This window comes from Xanthomonas boreopolis (assembly GCF_046529185.1).
GTDB classification, from domain to species: Bacteria; Pseudomonadota; Gammaproteobacteria; order Xanthomonadales; family Xanthomonadaceae; genus Pseudomonas_S; species Pseudomonas_S boreopolis.
On record NZ_CP097162.1, the window covers coordinates 2,718,596 to 2,734,813 of the forward strand.

16 protein-coding genes are annotated in these 16,218 nt (G+C 68.7%); 7 read left to right on the forward strand and 9 right to left on the reverse strand.

All coding sequences use genetic code 11. The annotated features are described in order from the left end of the window. Positions 1 to 9 precede the first annotated feature (9 nt). The 8 genes from M3M27_RS12165 to M3M27_RS12200 all read right to left on the reverse strand — a co-directional run bounded on the left by M3M27_RS12165 (position 10) and on the right by M3M27_RS12200 (position 8,903). Positions 10 to 1,251 carry an AGE family epimerase/isomerase gene (locus tag M3M27_RS12165; RefSeq protein WP_434025794.1) on the reverse strand — a complete coding sequence of 414 codons (1,242 nt, stop codon included), beginning with the start codon at positions 1,249 to 1,251 and terminating at the stop codon, positions 10 to 12. Continuing rightward, complete coding sequence (locus M3M27_RS12170; RefSeq protein WP_434025795.1) at positions 1,248 to 2,285, reverse strand: carbohydrate kinase family protein; 1,038 nt, start codon at positions 2,283 to 2,285, stop codon at positions 1,248 to 1,250. Before M3M27_RS12170 ends, M3M27_RS12165 begins: the two co-directional genes overlap by 4 nt. After that, on the reverse strand, positions 2,237 to 3,523 hold the full coding sequence (gene fucP, locus M3M27_RS12175; RefSeq protein ID WP_434025796.1) for an L-fucose:H+ symporter permease: 1,287 nt from the start codon (positions 3,521 to 3,523) through the stop codon (positions 2,237 to 2,239). The genes M3M27_RS12170 and fucP overlap by 49 nt, the downstream gene beginning before the upstream one ends. 374 nt (positions 3,524 to 3,897) lie before the next feature. Continuing rightward, the gene (locus tag M3M27_RS12180; protein ID WP_434025797.1) at positions 3,898 to 5,982 is read right to left on the reverse strand and encodes an acyltransferase family protein; all 2,085 of its coding nucleotides are present in this window, start codon (positions 5,980 to 5,982) and stop codon (positions 3,898 to 3,900) included. 78 nt (positions 5,983 to 6,060) lie between these two features. Further along, a complete protein-coding gene (locus tag M3M27_RS12185) occupies positions 6,061 to 6,666 on the reverse strand; it encodes a DUF2058 domain-containing protein (RefSeq protein WP_434025798.1) in 606 nt (201 codons plus the stop codon). Between the two features lie 125 nt (positions 6,667 to 6,791). Then, positions 6,792 to 7,028, reverse strand: a complete 237-nt coding sequence (locus M3M27_RS12190; RefSeq protein ID WP_140721874.1) for a SlyX family protein — start codon at positions 7,026 to 7,028, stop codon at positions 6,792 to 6,794. Between the two features lie 188 nt (positions 7,029 to 7,216). Continuing rightward, positions 7,217 to 8,164 (reverse strand): FKBP-type peptidyl-prolyl cis-trans isomerase N-terminal domain-containing protein, encoded by a 948-nt coding sequence (locus M3M27_RS12195; protein WP_434028015.1) that lies wholly within the window; start codon positions 8,162 to 8,164, stop codon positions 7,217 to 7,219. Positions 8,165 to 8,330: 166 nt separating this feature from the next. Next, entirely contained in the window at positions 8,331 to 8,903 is a 573-nt protein-coding gene (locus tag M3M27_RS12200) for a glutathione peroxidase (protein ID WP_434025799.1), read from the reverse strand. A gap of 378 nt (positions 8,904 to 9,281) precedes the next feature. Between M3M27_RS12200 and M3M27_RS12205 the strand changes: the two genes are divergently transcribed. The 7 genes from M3M27_RS12205 to M3M27_RS12235 all read left to right on the forward strand — a co-directional run bounded on the left by M3M27_RS12205 (position 9,282) and on the right by M3M27_RS12235 (position 14,491). Then, entirely contained in the window at positions 9,282 to 9,644 is a 363-nt protein-coding gene (locus M3M27_RS12205) for a GntR family transcriptional regulator (protein ID WP_140720371.1), read from the forward strand. Further along, entirely contained in the window at positions 9,641 to 10,513 is an 873-nt protein-coding gene (locus M3M27_RS12210; RefSeq protein ID WP_434025800.1) for an ABC transporter ATP-binding protein, read from the forward strand. The genes M3M27_RS12205 and M3M27_RS12210 overlap by 4 nt, the downstream gene beginning before the upstream one ends. Beyond that, positions 10,510 to 11,505 (forward strand): ABC transporter permease, encoded by a 996-nt coding sequence (locus tag M3M27_RS12215; RefSeq protein ID WP_434025801.1) that lies wholly within the window; start codon positions 10,510 to 10,512, stop codon positions 11,503 to 11,505. Before M3M27_RS12210 ends, M3M27_RS12215 begins: the two co-directional genes overlap by 4 nt. A gap of 58 nt (positions 11,506 to 11,563) precedes the next feature. Next, the gene (locus M3M27_RS12220) at positions 11,564 to 12,385 is read left to right on the forward strand and encodes a DUF4097 family beta strand repeat-containing protein (RefSeq protein ID WP_434025802.1); all 822 of its coding nucleotides are present in this window, start codon (positions 11,564 to 11,566) and stop codon (positions 12,383 to 12,385) included. A 32-nt stretch (positions 12,386 to 12,417) separates the two neighbouring features. Then, positions 12,418 to 12,957, forward strand: a complete 540-nt coding sequence (locus M3M27_RS12225) for a DUF2884 family protein (RefSeq protein ID WP_434025803.1) — start codon at positions 12,418 to 12,420, stop codon at positions 12,955 to 12,957. 496 nt (positions 12,958 to 13,453) lie between these two features. Further along, a complete protein-coding gene (locus M3M27_RS12230; protein WP_434025804.1) occupies positions 13,454 to 13,888 on the forward strand; it encodes a DUF5694 domain-containing protein in 435 nt (144 codons plus the stop codon). A gap of 177 nt (positions 13,889 to 14,065) precedes the next feature. Further along, positions 14,066 to 14,491, forward strand: coding sequence for a hypothetical protein (locus M3M27_RS12235; RefSeq protein WP_434025805.1), 426 nt, complete (start codon positions 14,066 to 14,068; stop codon positions 14,489 to 14,491). 154 nt (positions 14,492 to 14,645) lie between these two features. Here M3M27_RS12235 and M3M27_RS12240 read toward each other — a convergent pair whose 3' ends face one another. After that, positions 14,646 to 16,061 carry a class II fumarate hydratase gene (locus M3M27_RS12240; RefSeq protein ID WP_140720342.1) on the reverse strand — a complete coding sequence of 472 codons (1,416 nt, stop codon included), beginning with the start codon at positions 16,059 to 16,061 and terminating at the stop codon, positions 14,646 to 14,648. Positions 16,062 to 16,218 lie beyond the last annotated feature (157 nt).

Consider the following 16,218-nt stretch of genomic DNA (forward strand, 5'->3'; position numbering starts at 1 on the left):
GCGGGTCGCTCAACCCTGCCGCGGCCGCACCACGTTCAGCACCTCGTGGCAGGCGCCCATGGTGTGGTAGTCGGTCTTGCCGGCCGGGCTCTTCTCGTCGCTGTACTTGCGGTTGTCGGCGTCGAGGATGCGGTACCACGCGCCGTGGCGGTGATCGACCATGTGCTTCCAGGAATAGTCCCAGAGCCGGTCGTACCACTGCCAGTAGCGCTCATCGCCGCTGCGCTCGGCCAGCAGCGCCGCCGCGGCCAGCGATTCGGCCTGCACCCAGAAATACTTGTCGTCGTCGCAGATTTCCGCGCTCGTCAGCGCGGCGCCGGCGCGCTCGGACGCGGTGGGCGCGAAGCCGTAGTACAGACCGCCGCGCTTGTCGTCCCACGAGCGCGCCACCGCGGTATCGAACAGGTGCCGCGCGACCGGCAGCAGCCAATCGGCACGGGTGTAGCGGTCCAGGATCATTAGCAGCTTGGCCCACTCGGTCTGGTGGCCGGGCTGGAAACCCCACGGGCGGAACAGGTGCCTGGGGTTGTCGCGGTTGTAGTCCCAATCGATCTCCCATCGCGCGTCGTAGTGCTCCCACACCAGCCCGCCGGCCTTGGCGGCCTGGCGGCGGGTCATGTGGTCGGCCAGCAGCAGCGCGCGGTCGAGGTAGCGCTGCTCGCCGCTGGCCTCGTAGGCCGCCAGCATCGCCTCGCACATGTGCATGTTGGCGTTCTGGCCGCGGTAGCCGGTAAAGTTCCACCGCGCATCGGCCTCGTCCCTGTACAGGCCGTACGCCGGCTCCCAGAAGCGCTGCTCGAGCAGGTTCCAGGTCTCGTCCATCCACGCTCTCGCCTGCTCGATGCCGGCCTTGAGGCCGCACGAGTAAGCCAGCAGCACGAACGCCAGGCCGTAGCAGTGGTTCATGTCGTCCTCGACCTTGCCGTCGCGCAGGGTCCAGGCGTAGCCGCCGGTGGCGGGGTTGCGGTGCACGTCGCGCAGGTAGGCCAGGCCGTGGCCGACCGCGTCCAGGTATTCGGCATTGCCGAACTCGCGGTACGCCATCGCGTAGTTGAAGACGAAGCGCGTGCTGCTGACCAGGTGGCGGTGGCCGGCGTCGTAGACGCTGCCATCGTCGCGGAAGTAGTGGAAGAAGCCGCCGGCCGGATCGATGCAGCGCGGGTGGTAGAACGCCATCGTGTCGGCGATGTGGCTGCGCAGGAAATCGGCCGAACGGAAGTCCGGCGCGGGATGCTCGGGAAGTGGGGTCATGGTTGTTCCTGGATCAAGGTATCGACATCGGCGAGCGTCGGCATCGCCGCGAAAGCGCCCTTGCGGGTGACCGCGAGGGCACCGACCGCGGCGGCGAAGCGCAGTGCCTGCGCGATGGCCTCCCGGTCGGCGCAAAAGCCGTCCAGCGCCGCCGCGCCCTGCAGCCGCCGCGCGAGCTGGTAGAGCAAGCCGCCGACGAAGGCGTCGCCGGCGGCCGTGGTGTCCTGCACCTTCACGCGGAACGCCGGCACCTCGCCGCGTTCCGCGCGCGTGGCCCAGCGCAGCGCGCTGCCGCCGTCCGTCACCAGCAGCAGTCGTGCGCGGCCCTGCCAGAGCTTCCGCTCGACGGCCGCCGCATCGGCCCCGAGCGCGCCGGCCAGGTAGTCCAGTTCCTCGCGCGAGAGCTTGACCACGTCGGCCAGGGCCAGCGCCTGCCACAGCCACGGCGCCGGATCCACGCCGGCGGGCCACAGCATCGGCCGCAGGTTGAGGTCGAAACTGACGATCGCGCCGGCCGCCTGCGCGCGGCGCATGCCTTCCAGCGTGACCTCGGCGATGCCCGGCTCGGTCATGCTGTTGGAACACACGTGCAGCACCGCCGCCCCTTCGAACAGGCCCGCGGCGAAATGCTCGGCGCGGAACAGCAGGTCGGCCGCCGGCGGCCGGTAGAAGCTGAAGCTGCGCTCGCCGTGCTCGTCGAGCGCGACGAACGCCAGCGCGGTCTTGGCCTCGCGGGTGCGCACCACGCCATCGGTGGCGACCCCGGCCTCGCGCAGGCTCTGCAGCAGGAAATCGCCGAACATGTCCTCGCCCAGCATGCCGGCGAAATGGCTGTCGCCGCCGAGCCGGGCGACGGCCACGGCGACGTTGGCCGGCGCCCCGCCGGCGAACTGCAGGAACGCGCGCGGCGCGTCGGCGGTGGCCGGCGACTGCGCCAGCATGTCGATCAGCGCCTCGCCGAAACAGACGATCTTGTTCGCTCCGCTCACGCGCCAGCCTCCTTGGCCAGCTCGCCGCGCAGGCGCGAACCCCATACGCCGTAGAACACGATGTACAGGTAGCACAGCGCCGGCAGCAGGAACGACGGATGCAGGCCGATGTGGTCGGCCAGCTGGCCCTGCAGGTACGGCACGATCGCGCCGCCGACGATGGCCATGACCAGCAGGCTCGATGCGCGCCCGGTCAGCGGGCCGAGCCGCTCGATGCCCAGCGCGAAGATGGTCGGGAACATGATCGAGTTGAACAGCCCGATCGCCACCAGCGAATACACCGCGACCATGCCGGTCGTGGACACCGAGACGATCAGCAGCAGCGCGTTGACCAGCGCGAACAGCGACAGCAGCAGGCGCGGCGAGATCTTCGCCAGCAACGCCGAACCGACGAAGCGGCCGATCATCGCCATGGTCCAGTACGCCGACACGTAATGGGTCGCCTGCGCTTCGCTGAAGCCGCCGATCTGCGGCATCGAGAAATAATTGACCATCAGGCTGCCGATCGACACCTCGGCCCCGACGTAGAAGAAGATCGCCAGCACGCCGAACGCCACGTGCGGATGCCTCAACGCCTCGCCCAGCGTGTGGTGGTGGCCGGCGTCGCCCTTCTCGGTGGCCTCGGTCAGCGACGGCAGGCGGAACAGGAAGACGAACACCGCCAGCAGGAACAGCACGACCGCCAGGCCCAGGTACGGCCCCTGCACCGATTGCGCCTCCTGCACGCGGTAGGCGATCTGCTCGGCCTGCGGCAGCTGCGCGAGCTGGTCGCCGCTCATCACCGTGTTGGACAGGATCAGCCAACCGCCGATCAGCGGCGCGATCGCGGTGCCCAGCGAGTTGAACGCCTGCGCCAGCGTCAGCCGGCTCGATGCGCTGCGCTCCGGCCCCAGCAGCGAGACGTACGGGTTGGCCGCCACCTGCAGCACGGTGATGCCGGTGGCCAGCACGAACAGCGCGCCGAGGAAGGCGCTGTAGACGCGCAGCTCCGCCGCCGGCCAGAAGCCCAGCGCGCCGATGCCGGCGATCGCCAGTCCGGCGACGATGCCGTTCTTGTAGCCCAGTCGCGCCACCAGGCGCTCGGCCGGCAACGCCATCAGGAAGTAGGCGCCGAAGAAGGTGAACTGCACGAGCATCGCGCGCGCGAAGTTCAGCTCGAACACCGACTTCAGGTGCGGGATGAGGATGTCGTTGAGACAGGTCAGGAAGCCCCACATGAAGAAGATCGTGGTGACGACCGTCAGTGCGACGCGATGGGTGACGGAGCGTTGGGTGGTAGTCATCGGGATACCGGCCGGGTGGAAAGGACACCCGCACGAGGACGTGCGGCGCTGGGTGATGGAGTGGTTCGAGGTGGTCCGCCGCGGGCGCGCAGGCACGGAGCCGCCCTGGAAGGCAGCGTCCGTGACGGTACGGCGGGGACTTTCGGGCGTTGCAACAGGAATCCCGCCGCCCCACCCCGTCGGTCCAGGCCCCGACCCGTGCGGGTCATGCAGGATTACGCCACGGCGGGGGCAAGAAAATGGCGCGGAGCATCGCGGTCGGCAGGCCTGTCGTTTGGATCGATCCAATTAGACGGGTTCGCTCGCCCGGACGCATGCCGCACCGCACCATTTCATCGCCCGGCCGGTCTCTTTCCGGCGGGCACTGCCGGTATTCAGCCTGCCGGCGGCAACCGCAGCAGGTGCGCCCGGAACGCCGGCAGCAACACCCGGTTGCCATGGCCACTGAGGTGGTCCGCATCGAAGTACAGGGGCCGCCCATCCTGCTCGCCCGTGCACTGCGCCGGCCCGCACAACAGGGGGAACGGGTCCCACAGGCTCGCGTTCGGGAGCCGCGCGACGATCTCCTGCAAGGCTTCCAGCGCCGGCGCGCGATAGGCTTCCATCGCCGCGCGGCCGATGGGGATGCCTTTCGCGCAGACCGGATTGCCGCGATTGAACCCGTCCGAACAGCGGTAGGGCGGCGCCTGCAGCAAGGGCTTGGGCGCTTCGACCACCACGTGCACGCCGCGTGCGTCGAGCGGACGCAATTGCGCGACGGTGGCCGCGGCCAGCGCCGCCCGGCCGCTGACTGCGGCCGGGTCGCGCATGCTCGCCAGGTTCGAGGAAAGATCGAACAACTCGTCCTGCTCGGCCAGGCGCGGCATCCTCAGGCCGGGCAGGAACAGCACGTCGCCGGGGCGGGCACGGGCAAGCACGTCGTCGAGCGCGGCCTGCAGGCGGGCGGCGCATTCCGGCTGGGGCCCCTGCCAGGCCTGCATGTCCGCGATGGCGCAGCCGCCCGCTCCGTACAGGCGTACCGGCACGCCATCGACCAACGCCAGGCGCCGCAGCATCTCGTTGTAGGCCAATGCGTGAGAATCGCCGATCACGAACAGCCGGCGCCCGATCGCGACGGGCAGGTCGCAGCTTCCGCGCCCGAAGACCCGCACCTGCACGCCGTTCGCCGATTCGGTCGAAGAAGCTTGCCGGCAATGCGGGTATTCCTTGCGCAGGCCGCGAGCATAGGCGTACCAGTCCAGGGGATGCCGGCTGACCGTGCTCAACGAGGTATAGGGCTGGCTCTTGACCACCAGCGATTGCAGGCCTGCCGCGAGCACCAGCGCAGCGACGCCGGCGAGCACCAGGCGCCCGTTCCGCCACCGGTGCGCCCCACCGTGCCGGAACGGCGTTTCCACCCAGCGGTACGACACCGCCGCCAGCGCGAACGTGAGCGCCAAAGCGGCGGCTTTCACCGCCAGCGAATCGAGGCCGACGGTCCAGCGCAACACCACCAGCACCGGCCAATGCCACAGGTAGAGCGAGTAGGACATGCGGCCGATCGCCACCAGTGGCGGGATGGAAAGCCAACGCCCCACGCCATGATGGCCATGGCCGTGCAGGCACGCGATCAGCCCCAGCGTTCCCAGGACCGGCCATGCGCCGTCCGGCCACGGCGAATGCCCCGGTCGCGCCCAACCGAGGCCATACCCTACGGCGGCCAGCGACGCCAGCGCCAACAGCCATCGCACCGGCGCCGGCATGGCCACGCCGGCATCGGATCCGCGCACGTCGTCCCGGCTCTCCCGCCATGCCAGGACTTGGTAGAGCAGCACGCCGGCACCCAGTTGCCAGAAGCGCGTCGTGGTCAGGTAGAACGAATCGATCTCGTGCCCGGGTACGCGCGAACGCGTCCAGGCGTATGCCAGCGATCCCGCGCCCGCCAGGGCGAACAGCGCCAGCGACAGCGCACGCCCGCCCCGCCCGCGCGTCCAGGCCGCGAACAGCCAGGGGAACAGCAGGTAGAACTGCTCTTCCACGCCGAGCGACCAGGTATGCGTGTACCGATTGAACTCGGTGCGCGGCGAGAAGTAGTCGTTGCCGGTGCTGGCCAGCACCCAGTTGCTCAGCCCGACGAACGCCATCCGCCCGGTCTTGTCGCTGGTCTCGCTCAGCCAGGATTCGGGAATGAACAACGCGCTGGCAACCGAGGTCGCCAGCAGGCAGGCCACCAGCGCCGGGGCGATGCGGCGCAGGCGGCGCGCATAGAACCGCAACAGCTCCGCCGCGCCCCCGAGCCTCGGCAGGCGGTCGACCGAGGCGCTGACCACGAAGCCGGAAATGACGAAGAACACGTCCACGCCGGTGAAGCCGCCGGGCAGCCAACGGGCATCGAGGTGGTAGGCGATGACGGCCAGCACCGCGATCGCGCGCAAGCCGTCGATATGGGCGAAATAGCCATTCCCCTGGCGTGGGTTCATCCCTGCCTCGTCGATCAATGGGTCATCGTTCGGGCCGGACGAGGACCGCCGGCGATCGTTGCCTGGATGGGGCGGCGTCTACCAGACCAGATCGTCCGGTACCTGGTACTTGGGATCGGCGTACGGATCCTCCTCGGCCGGCGCGTCGGGATCCACCTTCAACGCGACCGCGGGCGCGAAGATCGCCTCGACCTCGGCCAGCACCTGGGCGGTCACCAGCAGGTAGCGGCCATTGAGCTGCACCACGCCCAGTTCGCCGGCATTGAGCGCCTTGAGCTGGTCGGCAGTCACGTAGATGCGCTTGATCTTGCCGCCGTAGGGAAAGTGCCGGGCAATCTCGGCGTCCACCTGGTTGAGGGCCTTGTCCTTGAGCATCGCTTCCAGCTTCGCGCGCGCCTCGCGGCGCTGGCGCGCCTCTTCCTGCTTGATGCGCTCGGCCTCGATGCGCTCGTCCTTTTCCTTCTGCGCGCGGATCGCATAGGCCTTGGCCAGGTCGATGTCCTCGCGCTCGCGCGGCTTGCCGCCGTGCGGGCGCTTGCCCTTCGCGTGCGCCGGATGCGGCTTGCCGCCTGCCGGCCTGGCGCCCTTGTCGGGGCGTGGACCGCGCTGTTCGGGTTTGCGTTCGGGCTTGGGGGCCGGCTTGAAGCCAAGGCCAAGCAACTGGTCGCGCAGGGAATTGCTCATGGGACGGACAACTCGATGGAACGTCGATGGGACTCGGCGGTCCGGCCGGCCGCGGCGGCCGGGCGGACCCGGTTGGGGCGCCATGGGCACCGGGACGGATGCGCATCCCGACGCCCGTGGCGTGCCTAGTAGTGCGGTGGCGGCGGCTCGTCCGCCGGATCGGAATACAGGGCCGAGCGCACCTTGCCGAGATCGTCCAGCAGGTGCCGGATCACCTCGGCGTTGCGCGCGCTGGCCATGCGCGCGTCGGCCAACGCCTCGCTCAGCTCGGCCAGGGCCTGCTCCTGGAACGACAGGCGCATTTCCAGTTCCACCAGCCGCGCCTCGATGGCCTGCTCGCGCGGCGTCATTTCCTCGTGCATGCAGCGAACGACCTCGTCCAATTGCGTCTCGGGCCACGGGGCCCCGTCGATGTCCGGCGGATCGTACCGATTGCCGCCGGCCAACACCATGCGGCCCCGGTACGCCCGGCCTCCCTGGGAGCCTGCACCGGCCACCGACGGGACCGTCGCCGGTCCCGTCGGTCGCGCGGACAGGGCCTCGCGCGGGATTACGGCAGGATGCCCAGCAGTTCCACGTCGAAGGTCAGGGTCGAATCCGGGCCGATCGGGCCGCCCGGCGTGCCATCGGGACCGTAGGCCAGGTTCGACGGGATCCAGAAGCGGTACTTGGAGCCCACCGGCATCAGCTGCAGGCCCTCGGTCCAGCCCTTGACCACTTGGCCGAGGCCGAACTCGGCCGGTTCGCCGCGCCCGTAGGAGCTGTCGAATACCGTGCCGTCGAGCAGCTTGCCCTCGTAGTTCACGCGCACCTTGCTGGTGGCGGTCGGGCGCTCGCCGCTGCCCTGGCGCAGCACCATGTACTGCAGGCCCGAGGCCGTGGTGATCACGCCCTTCTCGTTCTTGTTCTTGGCCAGGAAGGCATTGCCCTCCTCGCGGTTCTTGCTGGCCGCCGCCGCTTGCTTGGCGGCGCCGAAGGCCTGCAGCGTCGCGGCCGCTTCCTGCTGGGTCAGCGCCGGCGTGCCCTTCTCGAACACGGTGCGCACCGCCTGCATCAGCACCGGCAGCTCGATGTCGTCCTGGATGCGCGCCAGCGACGGGCCGACCGCGCGGTCGCCCAGCATCAGGCCCACGTTCTCCTTGGACACCGCCGGCGGCTGGCTGCCCGGCGCCATGCCCGGGACCTGCTGGCCGTTGCGCACCGCGAGCGCGGTACGCAGCGCGGTGTCGGTGGCCTGGGTCTGCTCGTCCGAGAGCAGCGGCTTGCCGCCCTTGAAGGCGTTCTCGATCGCGCGCTGCATGGCGGCCAGGTCGATGTCCTGGGCGATCGGCTCGAACGAGCGCGCCACGTCCAGGCCGATGGCATAGCTGACCTTCTGTCGGTCGGTAGTCAAAGTCTGAGTCTCCTTGCTGGCCGCCGGGGCGGCGGGTTGTTGCGACATTGCAGGCATGGAAACCGACATTGCCATGATCATCAGCGACGCTGCCGCGCCGCGCATTGCCATCTTCATTCGCTGCGATTCCTGGGTGATGAGAACAGCGCCGCCGCCGGCGCAAGTCTGATGTAAATCCCGGCACAGGGATGTGCCGTGCTGTTGTGGGGGACCCACGTCATTGTCGCATGCAGGCACGGCCGAAGTAGAGCGTCCGGCGCGATGCCGCGGCTCAGCGCGGGCGAGTGGGCGCCGGCGCCCTGAGCTCGCGCTCGATCGCGGCCAGCAAGGCCGGGTCGTCGGGACGCACCTTGCTCGGGAACTGCGCCACGACCCGGCCGTCCCGCGCGATCAGGTACTTGTGGAAGTTCCAGCCCGGCGCCACGCCGGTGTCGCGGGCCAGGGCCTTGTAGAGCGGCGTGGCCTCGCCGCCGACCACGTGCACCTTTTCGAACATCGGGAACTTGACCCCGTAGGTGAGCGTGCAGAACTCCTGGATCTCCTTCTCCGATCCCGGCTCCTGGCCCTTGAAGTCGTTGGAGGGGAAGCCCAGCACCGAGAACCCCTGGGGGGCGAAGCGCTGCTGCAGCGCCTCCAGCCCCTCGTACTGCGGCGTGAAACCGCACTTGCTGGCGGTATTGACCACCAGCAGCACCTTGCCGCCGTAACGGGCGTTCAGGTTGACCGGCGTCTTGCCGGCCAGCGGCCGGTAGTCCAGATCGAGCAGCGTCGCGGCCGATGCCGTCCCGGCGATTGCGAAAAACCCTGCGAATACAACGCTCAACAGCTTCTTGAATGCGCTCATGCGGACCCCGGTGCGGAGGTGGCGGGACCGGGCCGCCCCTGTCTTTGGTTGGGTATGACAGCGGGTTGACACCCTGCGTGCCGGTGTTATAGTCACATACAACACCAGTCATCCAGCGCAGGGGGCACCATGTACTCCAGGCTCTTCAAGCGACCGTTTCCGTTGTTGCTGTGTAGCGCCGTACTGCTTTCCGCGGGATGCCTGGGAGCCGCTTCCGGTCGGGTCACGGACACCGGCGCCGATTATGGCGCCTCGGAAACGGATCAGGAAAACGCGACGCCCCCCGGGGCCCCGAAGCGGCCTGCACGCCGCCAGCGCGCCTCGATGTCGATGCCCTACTTCTCCTTCGCGCAGATCCTGCGCCCACGGAGCTGACCTATGAGTGACATCCAGTGGAGCGACGGCGCTCCGATCTACCGCCAACTGAAGGAACGCGTCATCGCGATGATGCTGGACGGCATCCTGAAGCCGGGCGATGCCCTGCCCTCGGTACGGCAGGTGGCCGCCGAGTACCAGCTCAATCCGATCACCGTCTCGCGCGCCTACCAGGAACTGGCCGACGAGAACCTGGTGGAAAAGCGCCGCGGGCTGGGCATGTTCATGACCGAGGAAGCGGCGCTCAAGCTGCGCGGCAGCGAGCGCGAGCGCTTCCTCAACGAGGAATGGCCGGCCGTGCTGGAGCGCATCCAGCGGCTGGGATTGAGTCTGGAAGAATTGCTGCCCCCGGGGAAATCCTCATGAACGCCGCACCCGAACACGTCGTATCCGCCCATGGCCTGCGCAAGGCCTACAAGAACAAGCTGGCCCTGGACGGCGCCTCGTTCCAGATCGGTGCCGGCCGCATCGTCGGCCTGATCGGCCCCAACGGCGCCGGCAAGACCACCGCGCTGAAGGCGATCCTGGGCCTGACCCCGTACGAGGGCGAACTGAGCGTGCTGGGCCTGGACCCGCACACCCATCGCGACCGGCTGATGAACGAGGTGTGCTTCATCGCCGACGTGGCGGTGCTGCCGCGCTGGCTGCGGGTCGGCGAGGCGATCGACTTCGTCGCCGGCGTGCACCCGCGCTTCGACCGCGCCAAGTGCGAGCGCTTCCTCGCCAACACCCAGCTCAACCCGAAGCTGCGCGTGCGCGAACTGTCCAAGGGCATGATCGTGCAGCTGCACCTGGCGCTGGTGATGGCGATCGACGCGCGCCTGCTGGTGCTGGACGAACCCACGCTCGGCCTGGACATCCTCTACCGCAAGCAGTTCTACCAGCGCCTGCTGGAGGACTACTTCGACGAGCAGAAGACCATCCTGGTCACCACCCACCAGGTCGAGGAGATCGAGCACATCCTCAGCGACGTGATGTTCATCCGCGACGGCAAGGTGGTGCTGTCGGCCGAGATGGAACACCTCTCCGACCGCTACACCGAGCTGCTGGTGGCCGGCGAGCGCGTGGACGAGGCCCGCGCGCTGCGCCCGATCGACGAGCGCGGCCTGCCCTTCGGCAAGACCGTGATGCTGTTCGACGGCGTCCCCAAGGACCGGCTCGCCGCCCTCGGCGAGACCCGCACGCCCGGCCTCGCCGACCTGTTCGTCGCCATCATGAAGGGGACCTACGCATGAACGCCGTTTCGCTGAAGACGTCCAAGGGCAGCACCTTCGCCTGGCTGCTCAGGCGCGAGTTCTGGGAGAACCGCGGCGGATTCCTCTGGGCGCAGGTGATCACCGGCGGCATCGCGGTGTTCTTCGCCGCGCTCGGCGCGGTGATCAGCGTGATCAGCGCACGCCACAACATGGTCATCGAGGACGGCAAGGTCCGGATCGACGACGTGCAGGAGTACACCCGCACGCTGGGCTCGATCGGCGACGGCCTCCTGCTGGGCGGCATCGGCATCGCCTCGATCGTGCTCGCCTTCGTGGTGTTCTTCTACGCGCTGGGCAGCCTGTACGACGATCGCCGCGACCGCAGCATCCTGTTCTGGAAGTCGCTGCCGATCTCCGACACCCAGGCCGTGCTCGCCAAGGCCGCCTGGGCCTTGCTGCTCGCGCCGCTGATCGCGATCGTCATCGGCCTGTTGGTCGGCATCGCGTTGTGGCTGATCGCGATGCTGGGAGCGGCCGCCGCCGGCATGCCCAACCCGTGGGCGATGGCGACCCATTCGCATCCGTTCCGGGTGCTCGGACTGGTGGCGATGACCGTGCCGATGGGGCTGCTGTGGTCGCTGCCGACGGTCGGCTGGCTGATGTTTTGCTCGGCCTGGGCAGGCAGCAAGCCGTTCCTGTGGGCGGTCCTGGTGCCCTTGCTGGCCTGCGTGATGATCAGCATCCTCGCCGCGATGCCGGGCGTGCACCTGCCGCTGGGCTGGATCTGGTACATCGTCGCCTATCGCGGCCTGCTGAGCGTGTGGCCGGGTTCCTGGTCGCCGCGCGGCCTGCAGGGCAGTTCGATCGACAGCGACGCCCTCCATGGTCCGGCCGACCTGCTGAGCTGGGCCTTCCAGCACGGCAACCCGGCCAAGGTCTACGGCAACCCCGATATCTGGATCGGCGCGGTCGTGGGCATCGCCTTCATCGCCGCCGCCATCTACCTGCGCCGCCGCAACGGCGAGATCTGATCCTCCTGCACCGAGATGCGGGGCCGTCGAAGGCCCCGCCACGACCAAGGACATGACCATGCGACTGTTGCTTACCGCTTCCCTGCTGATGCTGGCCGCACCGGCGATGGCCGAGGACCAGTGCAAGTTCAGCGAGCCGCACTCGCTGGCCCTCGACCTGGCCGGCGCCAGGTCGGTGCTGTTCAAGGTCAACGCCAACGACCTGCACCTGCAGGCCGCCCCCGGCACCGGCAGCGCGCTGAAAGGCCGCGCCTGCGCCTCGAACGAGGACCTGCTGAAGGACCTCAAGGTGACGCAGAGGCGCGAGGGCGACCGCCTGGTCGTCGAGCTCGCCAACGACCGGCCGCTCAAGCTCACGTTGGGCCACAGCTATTCGTACCTCGACATCCAGGCCACCGTGCCGGAAGCGCTGCTGGTGCAGCTCGACGTCGGCTCCGGCGACGCCTGGTCCACCGGCGGCACCGTGCTGAGCGCGGACGTGGGCTCCGGCGACGTCGACATCCGCAACGTCAAGGGCATGGTCACCGCCAAGACCGGCTCGGGCGACATGAAGCTGCAGGACATCGGCGGCCTCAAGCTGCTCGACGTCGGCTCCGGCGACGTCACCGCCCGCACCGTGCGCGGTCCGGTCGAGGTCGGCGAAGTCGGCTCCGGCGACGTGAAGATCTCCAGCGTCGCAGGCTCGGTCCGCATCGGCCGGATCGGTTCCGGCGACGTCGAGCTCGCCGACGTCGACGGCAGCGTCACCGTCGATTCGATCGGATCGGGCGACCTGGGCGTGCGCAACGTATCCGGGAACCTGGAGCTGAGGCGCAAGGGCAGCGGCGACGTGCACCACAGCGGCGTGCGCGGCAGCGTGTCGCTTCCGCGCAAGGATTGAGCGTTCCCACGAACCCACAAGGCATCGTCCCCATGAAACTCCATCGACTCGTCCCGCTCCTGGTACTGACCGTCGCGCTCGCCACCGCCTGCAACCAGTCCGAGACCGCCCGCGTGCAAAGCAAGGACGGCGGCCACAGCATCCTGTTCCGCGACGGCAGCCTCGTGCTCGATGCCGACGGCCTGCCTTCGGCCACGATCACCGCCAGCGGCGACCTGCTGATCGACGGCAAGGCGGTGACGCTGACCGACGCGCAGCGCCAGCTGGCCCTGGACTATCGCAGCCAGCTCGGCGCGATCGCCCAGCAAGGCGTCGAAATCGGCAAGCAGGGCGCCCTGCTCGGCGTGCAGGCCGCCGGCGATGCGCTGAAGGGCGTGCTCAGCGGCGACACCGACAAGATCGGCGAGAAGGTCGAAGCCCAGGCCGACAGGATCAAGGAGCAGGCGCTGAAGATCTGCGACCACCTCGACCGGCTGAAGGCCGCGCAGGACGCCCTCGCCGTCCAGGTACCGGCGTTCAAGCCGTACGCCCACCTCGACACGGACAGCGCCACGGACTGCCGCAACGGCTGAGCCAGGACCGGGCCACCGCTCCCCACGAAGCCCGCGCGGCTGGGTGTGCGCCGGCGGCGGACTTGCCACCCCCTCATCTCATGGAGATAGCGATGCGTTCGAAGCTCCTCGCCATCCTGTTCGCCGCTTTCGCGGCTTCCGCCATCACCCAGGCCAACGCCCAGTCGGTCACGCCGTATGCCGACTACCTGTTCATCGGCAGCTACCACATGAACAACCCCGGGCGCGACGTGCACAACACCCAGGCGGACGACGTGCTGTCGGAGCGGCGGCAGCGCGAGATTGCGGAGGCCGCCGGCCTGATCGAACGCTACCGGCCGACCAGGATCATGCTTGAGGTGGATGGCGAGCAGCAGGAGAGGATCCGCCAGAACTATGCCGAGTCCTGCAAGGGCTCGCGCCCGCTGGGCAGGAGCGAAGCCGAACAGCTCGGGTTCCGGATCGCCTGCAGCCAGGGCTCGAGCCCGACAAGATCTACGCCGTGGACTCGGACGGCATGGGTGCCATCAAGGACGAGGAGAGCATCAACTACCCGAAGGCCATCGAACGCCATCAGCAGCAGAAACAATACGAGGCGTTTCTGGCGGAAGGAAAAATCTGGGCCGACAACGATCAACGCGTTCTCAACCAGGGTTCCATCCTGGACATGCTGAAGAACCTCAACTCGGACCAATGGCTCCGCAAGAACGCCAGGAGCTACTACCTCGTCGGCCTGTTCGGCACGCCTGACGACCCGATCGGCGCGAACTGGGTGCAGTACTGGTTCGGAAGAAACCTGGCGATCTTCAACAACATCGCCAGGAATACCGCCGAGGGCGACCGCATCCTGGTCATCTACGGGGCCGGACACGGCAACTACTTGCGACAAATGGCCGCAGAATCCGGCATCTATCGCATCCACGAGCCGCTGGACTTGCTTTCGGCCCAGTGAGGCAACCGGCGTGGGCCGGCGACATGCCAGCCCCTGAACGCAGGAGCGGCTTTTGTGGGGAGCGGCTTTAGCCGCGATGGGGCGTTGCCGGTAACGCCCCATCGCGGCCAAAGCCGCTCCTACAAAAAACGGACGGGACCCATAGAATGGCGCAATCTTCCTCCGCGCCGTTCTCCCATGAAGAAACTCCTCCTTCTTTGCCTGGCCGCGCTCCTGCTGCCCGCGCTGGTCGCCTGCGGCCGTTCGTCCTCCGACCGCGCCGAGCGCTCCAAGCCGCGCGTCTCGATCAGCAGCGACGCCGTGCTGCTGCGCCGCGCGCCGGCCGCCAATGCGCAGATCAGCCCCGACGGCACCCTGCGCATCGACGACATCGTGCTGCCGCAGCAGGCGCCCAACCGCGCCAAGCTGCAATTGCTGTTCGGCCACCTGCAGATGCTGCGCCAGCAAGCGCTGGCCGAGGCCAAGCCCGATCCGGACTATCGCGCGATCCCGGTGCGGTCCACGCCCGAGATCGACCAGCTCAGCGGCGAGCTGCTGCAGGCGATCCCGCCGTTGCAGCCGTACCGCGAGAGTTTCGGCAACCTGCAGGCCGAGCGGCATTGAGGCAGCGCCTGCTCCCCTCCCGGGGAGCGCAGTTCCTTCTCTCACCGGGAGAAGGTGGCGCGAAGCGCCGGATGAGGGTGCGGACGCCGCTTCGCCCGTACCCCCACCCCAGCCCCTCTCCCTGAGGGAGAGGGGCCTCAATCGAAGCGCAGCCTCAACCGCCGCCGCCGGCGCCTGCGTGGATGCCGCCTTCCGTCAGCGCGGCCGGATCCAGCAGCCGGCGCAGTTCGGCCTCGGACAGGCCGCTGTCCTCCTTGGCCACGTCCAGCACCGGCCGGTTCTCCTTGTAGGCGCGCTTGGCGATCGCCGCGGCCTTCTCGTAGCCGATCACCGGGTTCAACGCGGTCACCAGGATCGGATTGCGATCCAGCGCGCGCTTGACGTTGTCCTCGCGCACCTTCAGCCCGGCGATCGCCTTGTCGGCCAGCAGCGTCGAGACGTTCGCCAGCAGCCGGATCGAATCCAGCAGGTTGGCGGCGATCAGCGGCAGCGCCACGTTGAGCTGGAAGTTGCCGGTCTGCCCCGCCACGGTGATCGCGGCGTGGTGGCCGATCACCTGCGCGGCGGCCATCACCGTCGCTTCCGGGATCACCGGGTTGACCTTGCCCGGCATGATCGACGAGCCCGGCTGCAGCGCGGGCAGCTCGATCTCGCCGAGGCCGGCGAGCGGCCCGGAATTCATCCAGCGCAGGTCGTTCGCGATCTTGATCAGGGCCACCGCCAGCGCGTTGAGCTGGCCGGACAACTCGACCGCGTCGTCCTGCGCGGCCAGCCCTTCGAACTTGTTCCCGGCGCTCTCGAACTTGGTTCCGGCCAGCGCGGTCAGCGCCTTGGCGACCTTGCCGCCGAAACGCGGGTCGGCATTGATGCCGGTGCCGATCGCGGTGCCGCCCAGCGGCAGCCGGCGCAGGCGCTTGAGGCTGTCCTCGATGCGCTCCTGCGCCGACGCCAGCTGCGCCGACCAGGCGCGGAACTCCTGCCCGAAGGTCAGCGGCATCGCGTCCATCAGGTGGGTGCGGCCGGTCTTGACCACCTTGTCCAGGCTCCTGGCGCGCTTGTCGATGGTCTTGCGCAGGTGCTTGAGCGCCGGCAGCAGCTGTTCCACCACGCCCAGCTGCGCGGAGACGCGGATCGCCGTCGGCACCACGTCGTTGGAGCTCTGGCCCAGGTTGACGTGGTCGTTGGGATGGATGCCGCCCTTGCCCGCGTCCTTGGACGATCGCGACGCCAGCGTCGCGATCACCTCGTTGGCGTTCATGTTCGACGAGGTGCCCGAACCGGTCTGGTAGATGTCGATCGGGAAATGCGCGTCGTGGCGGCCTTCCGCCACGTCCAGCGCGGCGGCCTGGATCGCCTTGGACGCCGCCTTCGGCAACAGGCCGAGTTCGGCGTTGACCTGCGCGGCGGCGGCCTTGATCAGGCCCAGCGCACGGATGAAGCCGCGCGGCATCGGCTGGCCGGACACGGGGAAGTTCTGCACGGCGCGCTGGGTCTGCGCGCCCCACAGCGCATCGGCGGGCACCTGCAGCTCGCCCATGCTGTCGTGTTCGGTCCGGAAACGTTCTTTCATCGGAAACTCCCAGGTTGCGGAATGACGGGACTCGAACCGGAACGATCCTCCCTACGCCCCAATGCTCGGTGAAACGGGGCTCGGGCGTCCGGCAAGGTCGCGGCTGGCGAAGGGCGGGCGTGACCTGCGAAGCATAGCGCCGGGGCGTCCGGTAGGG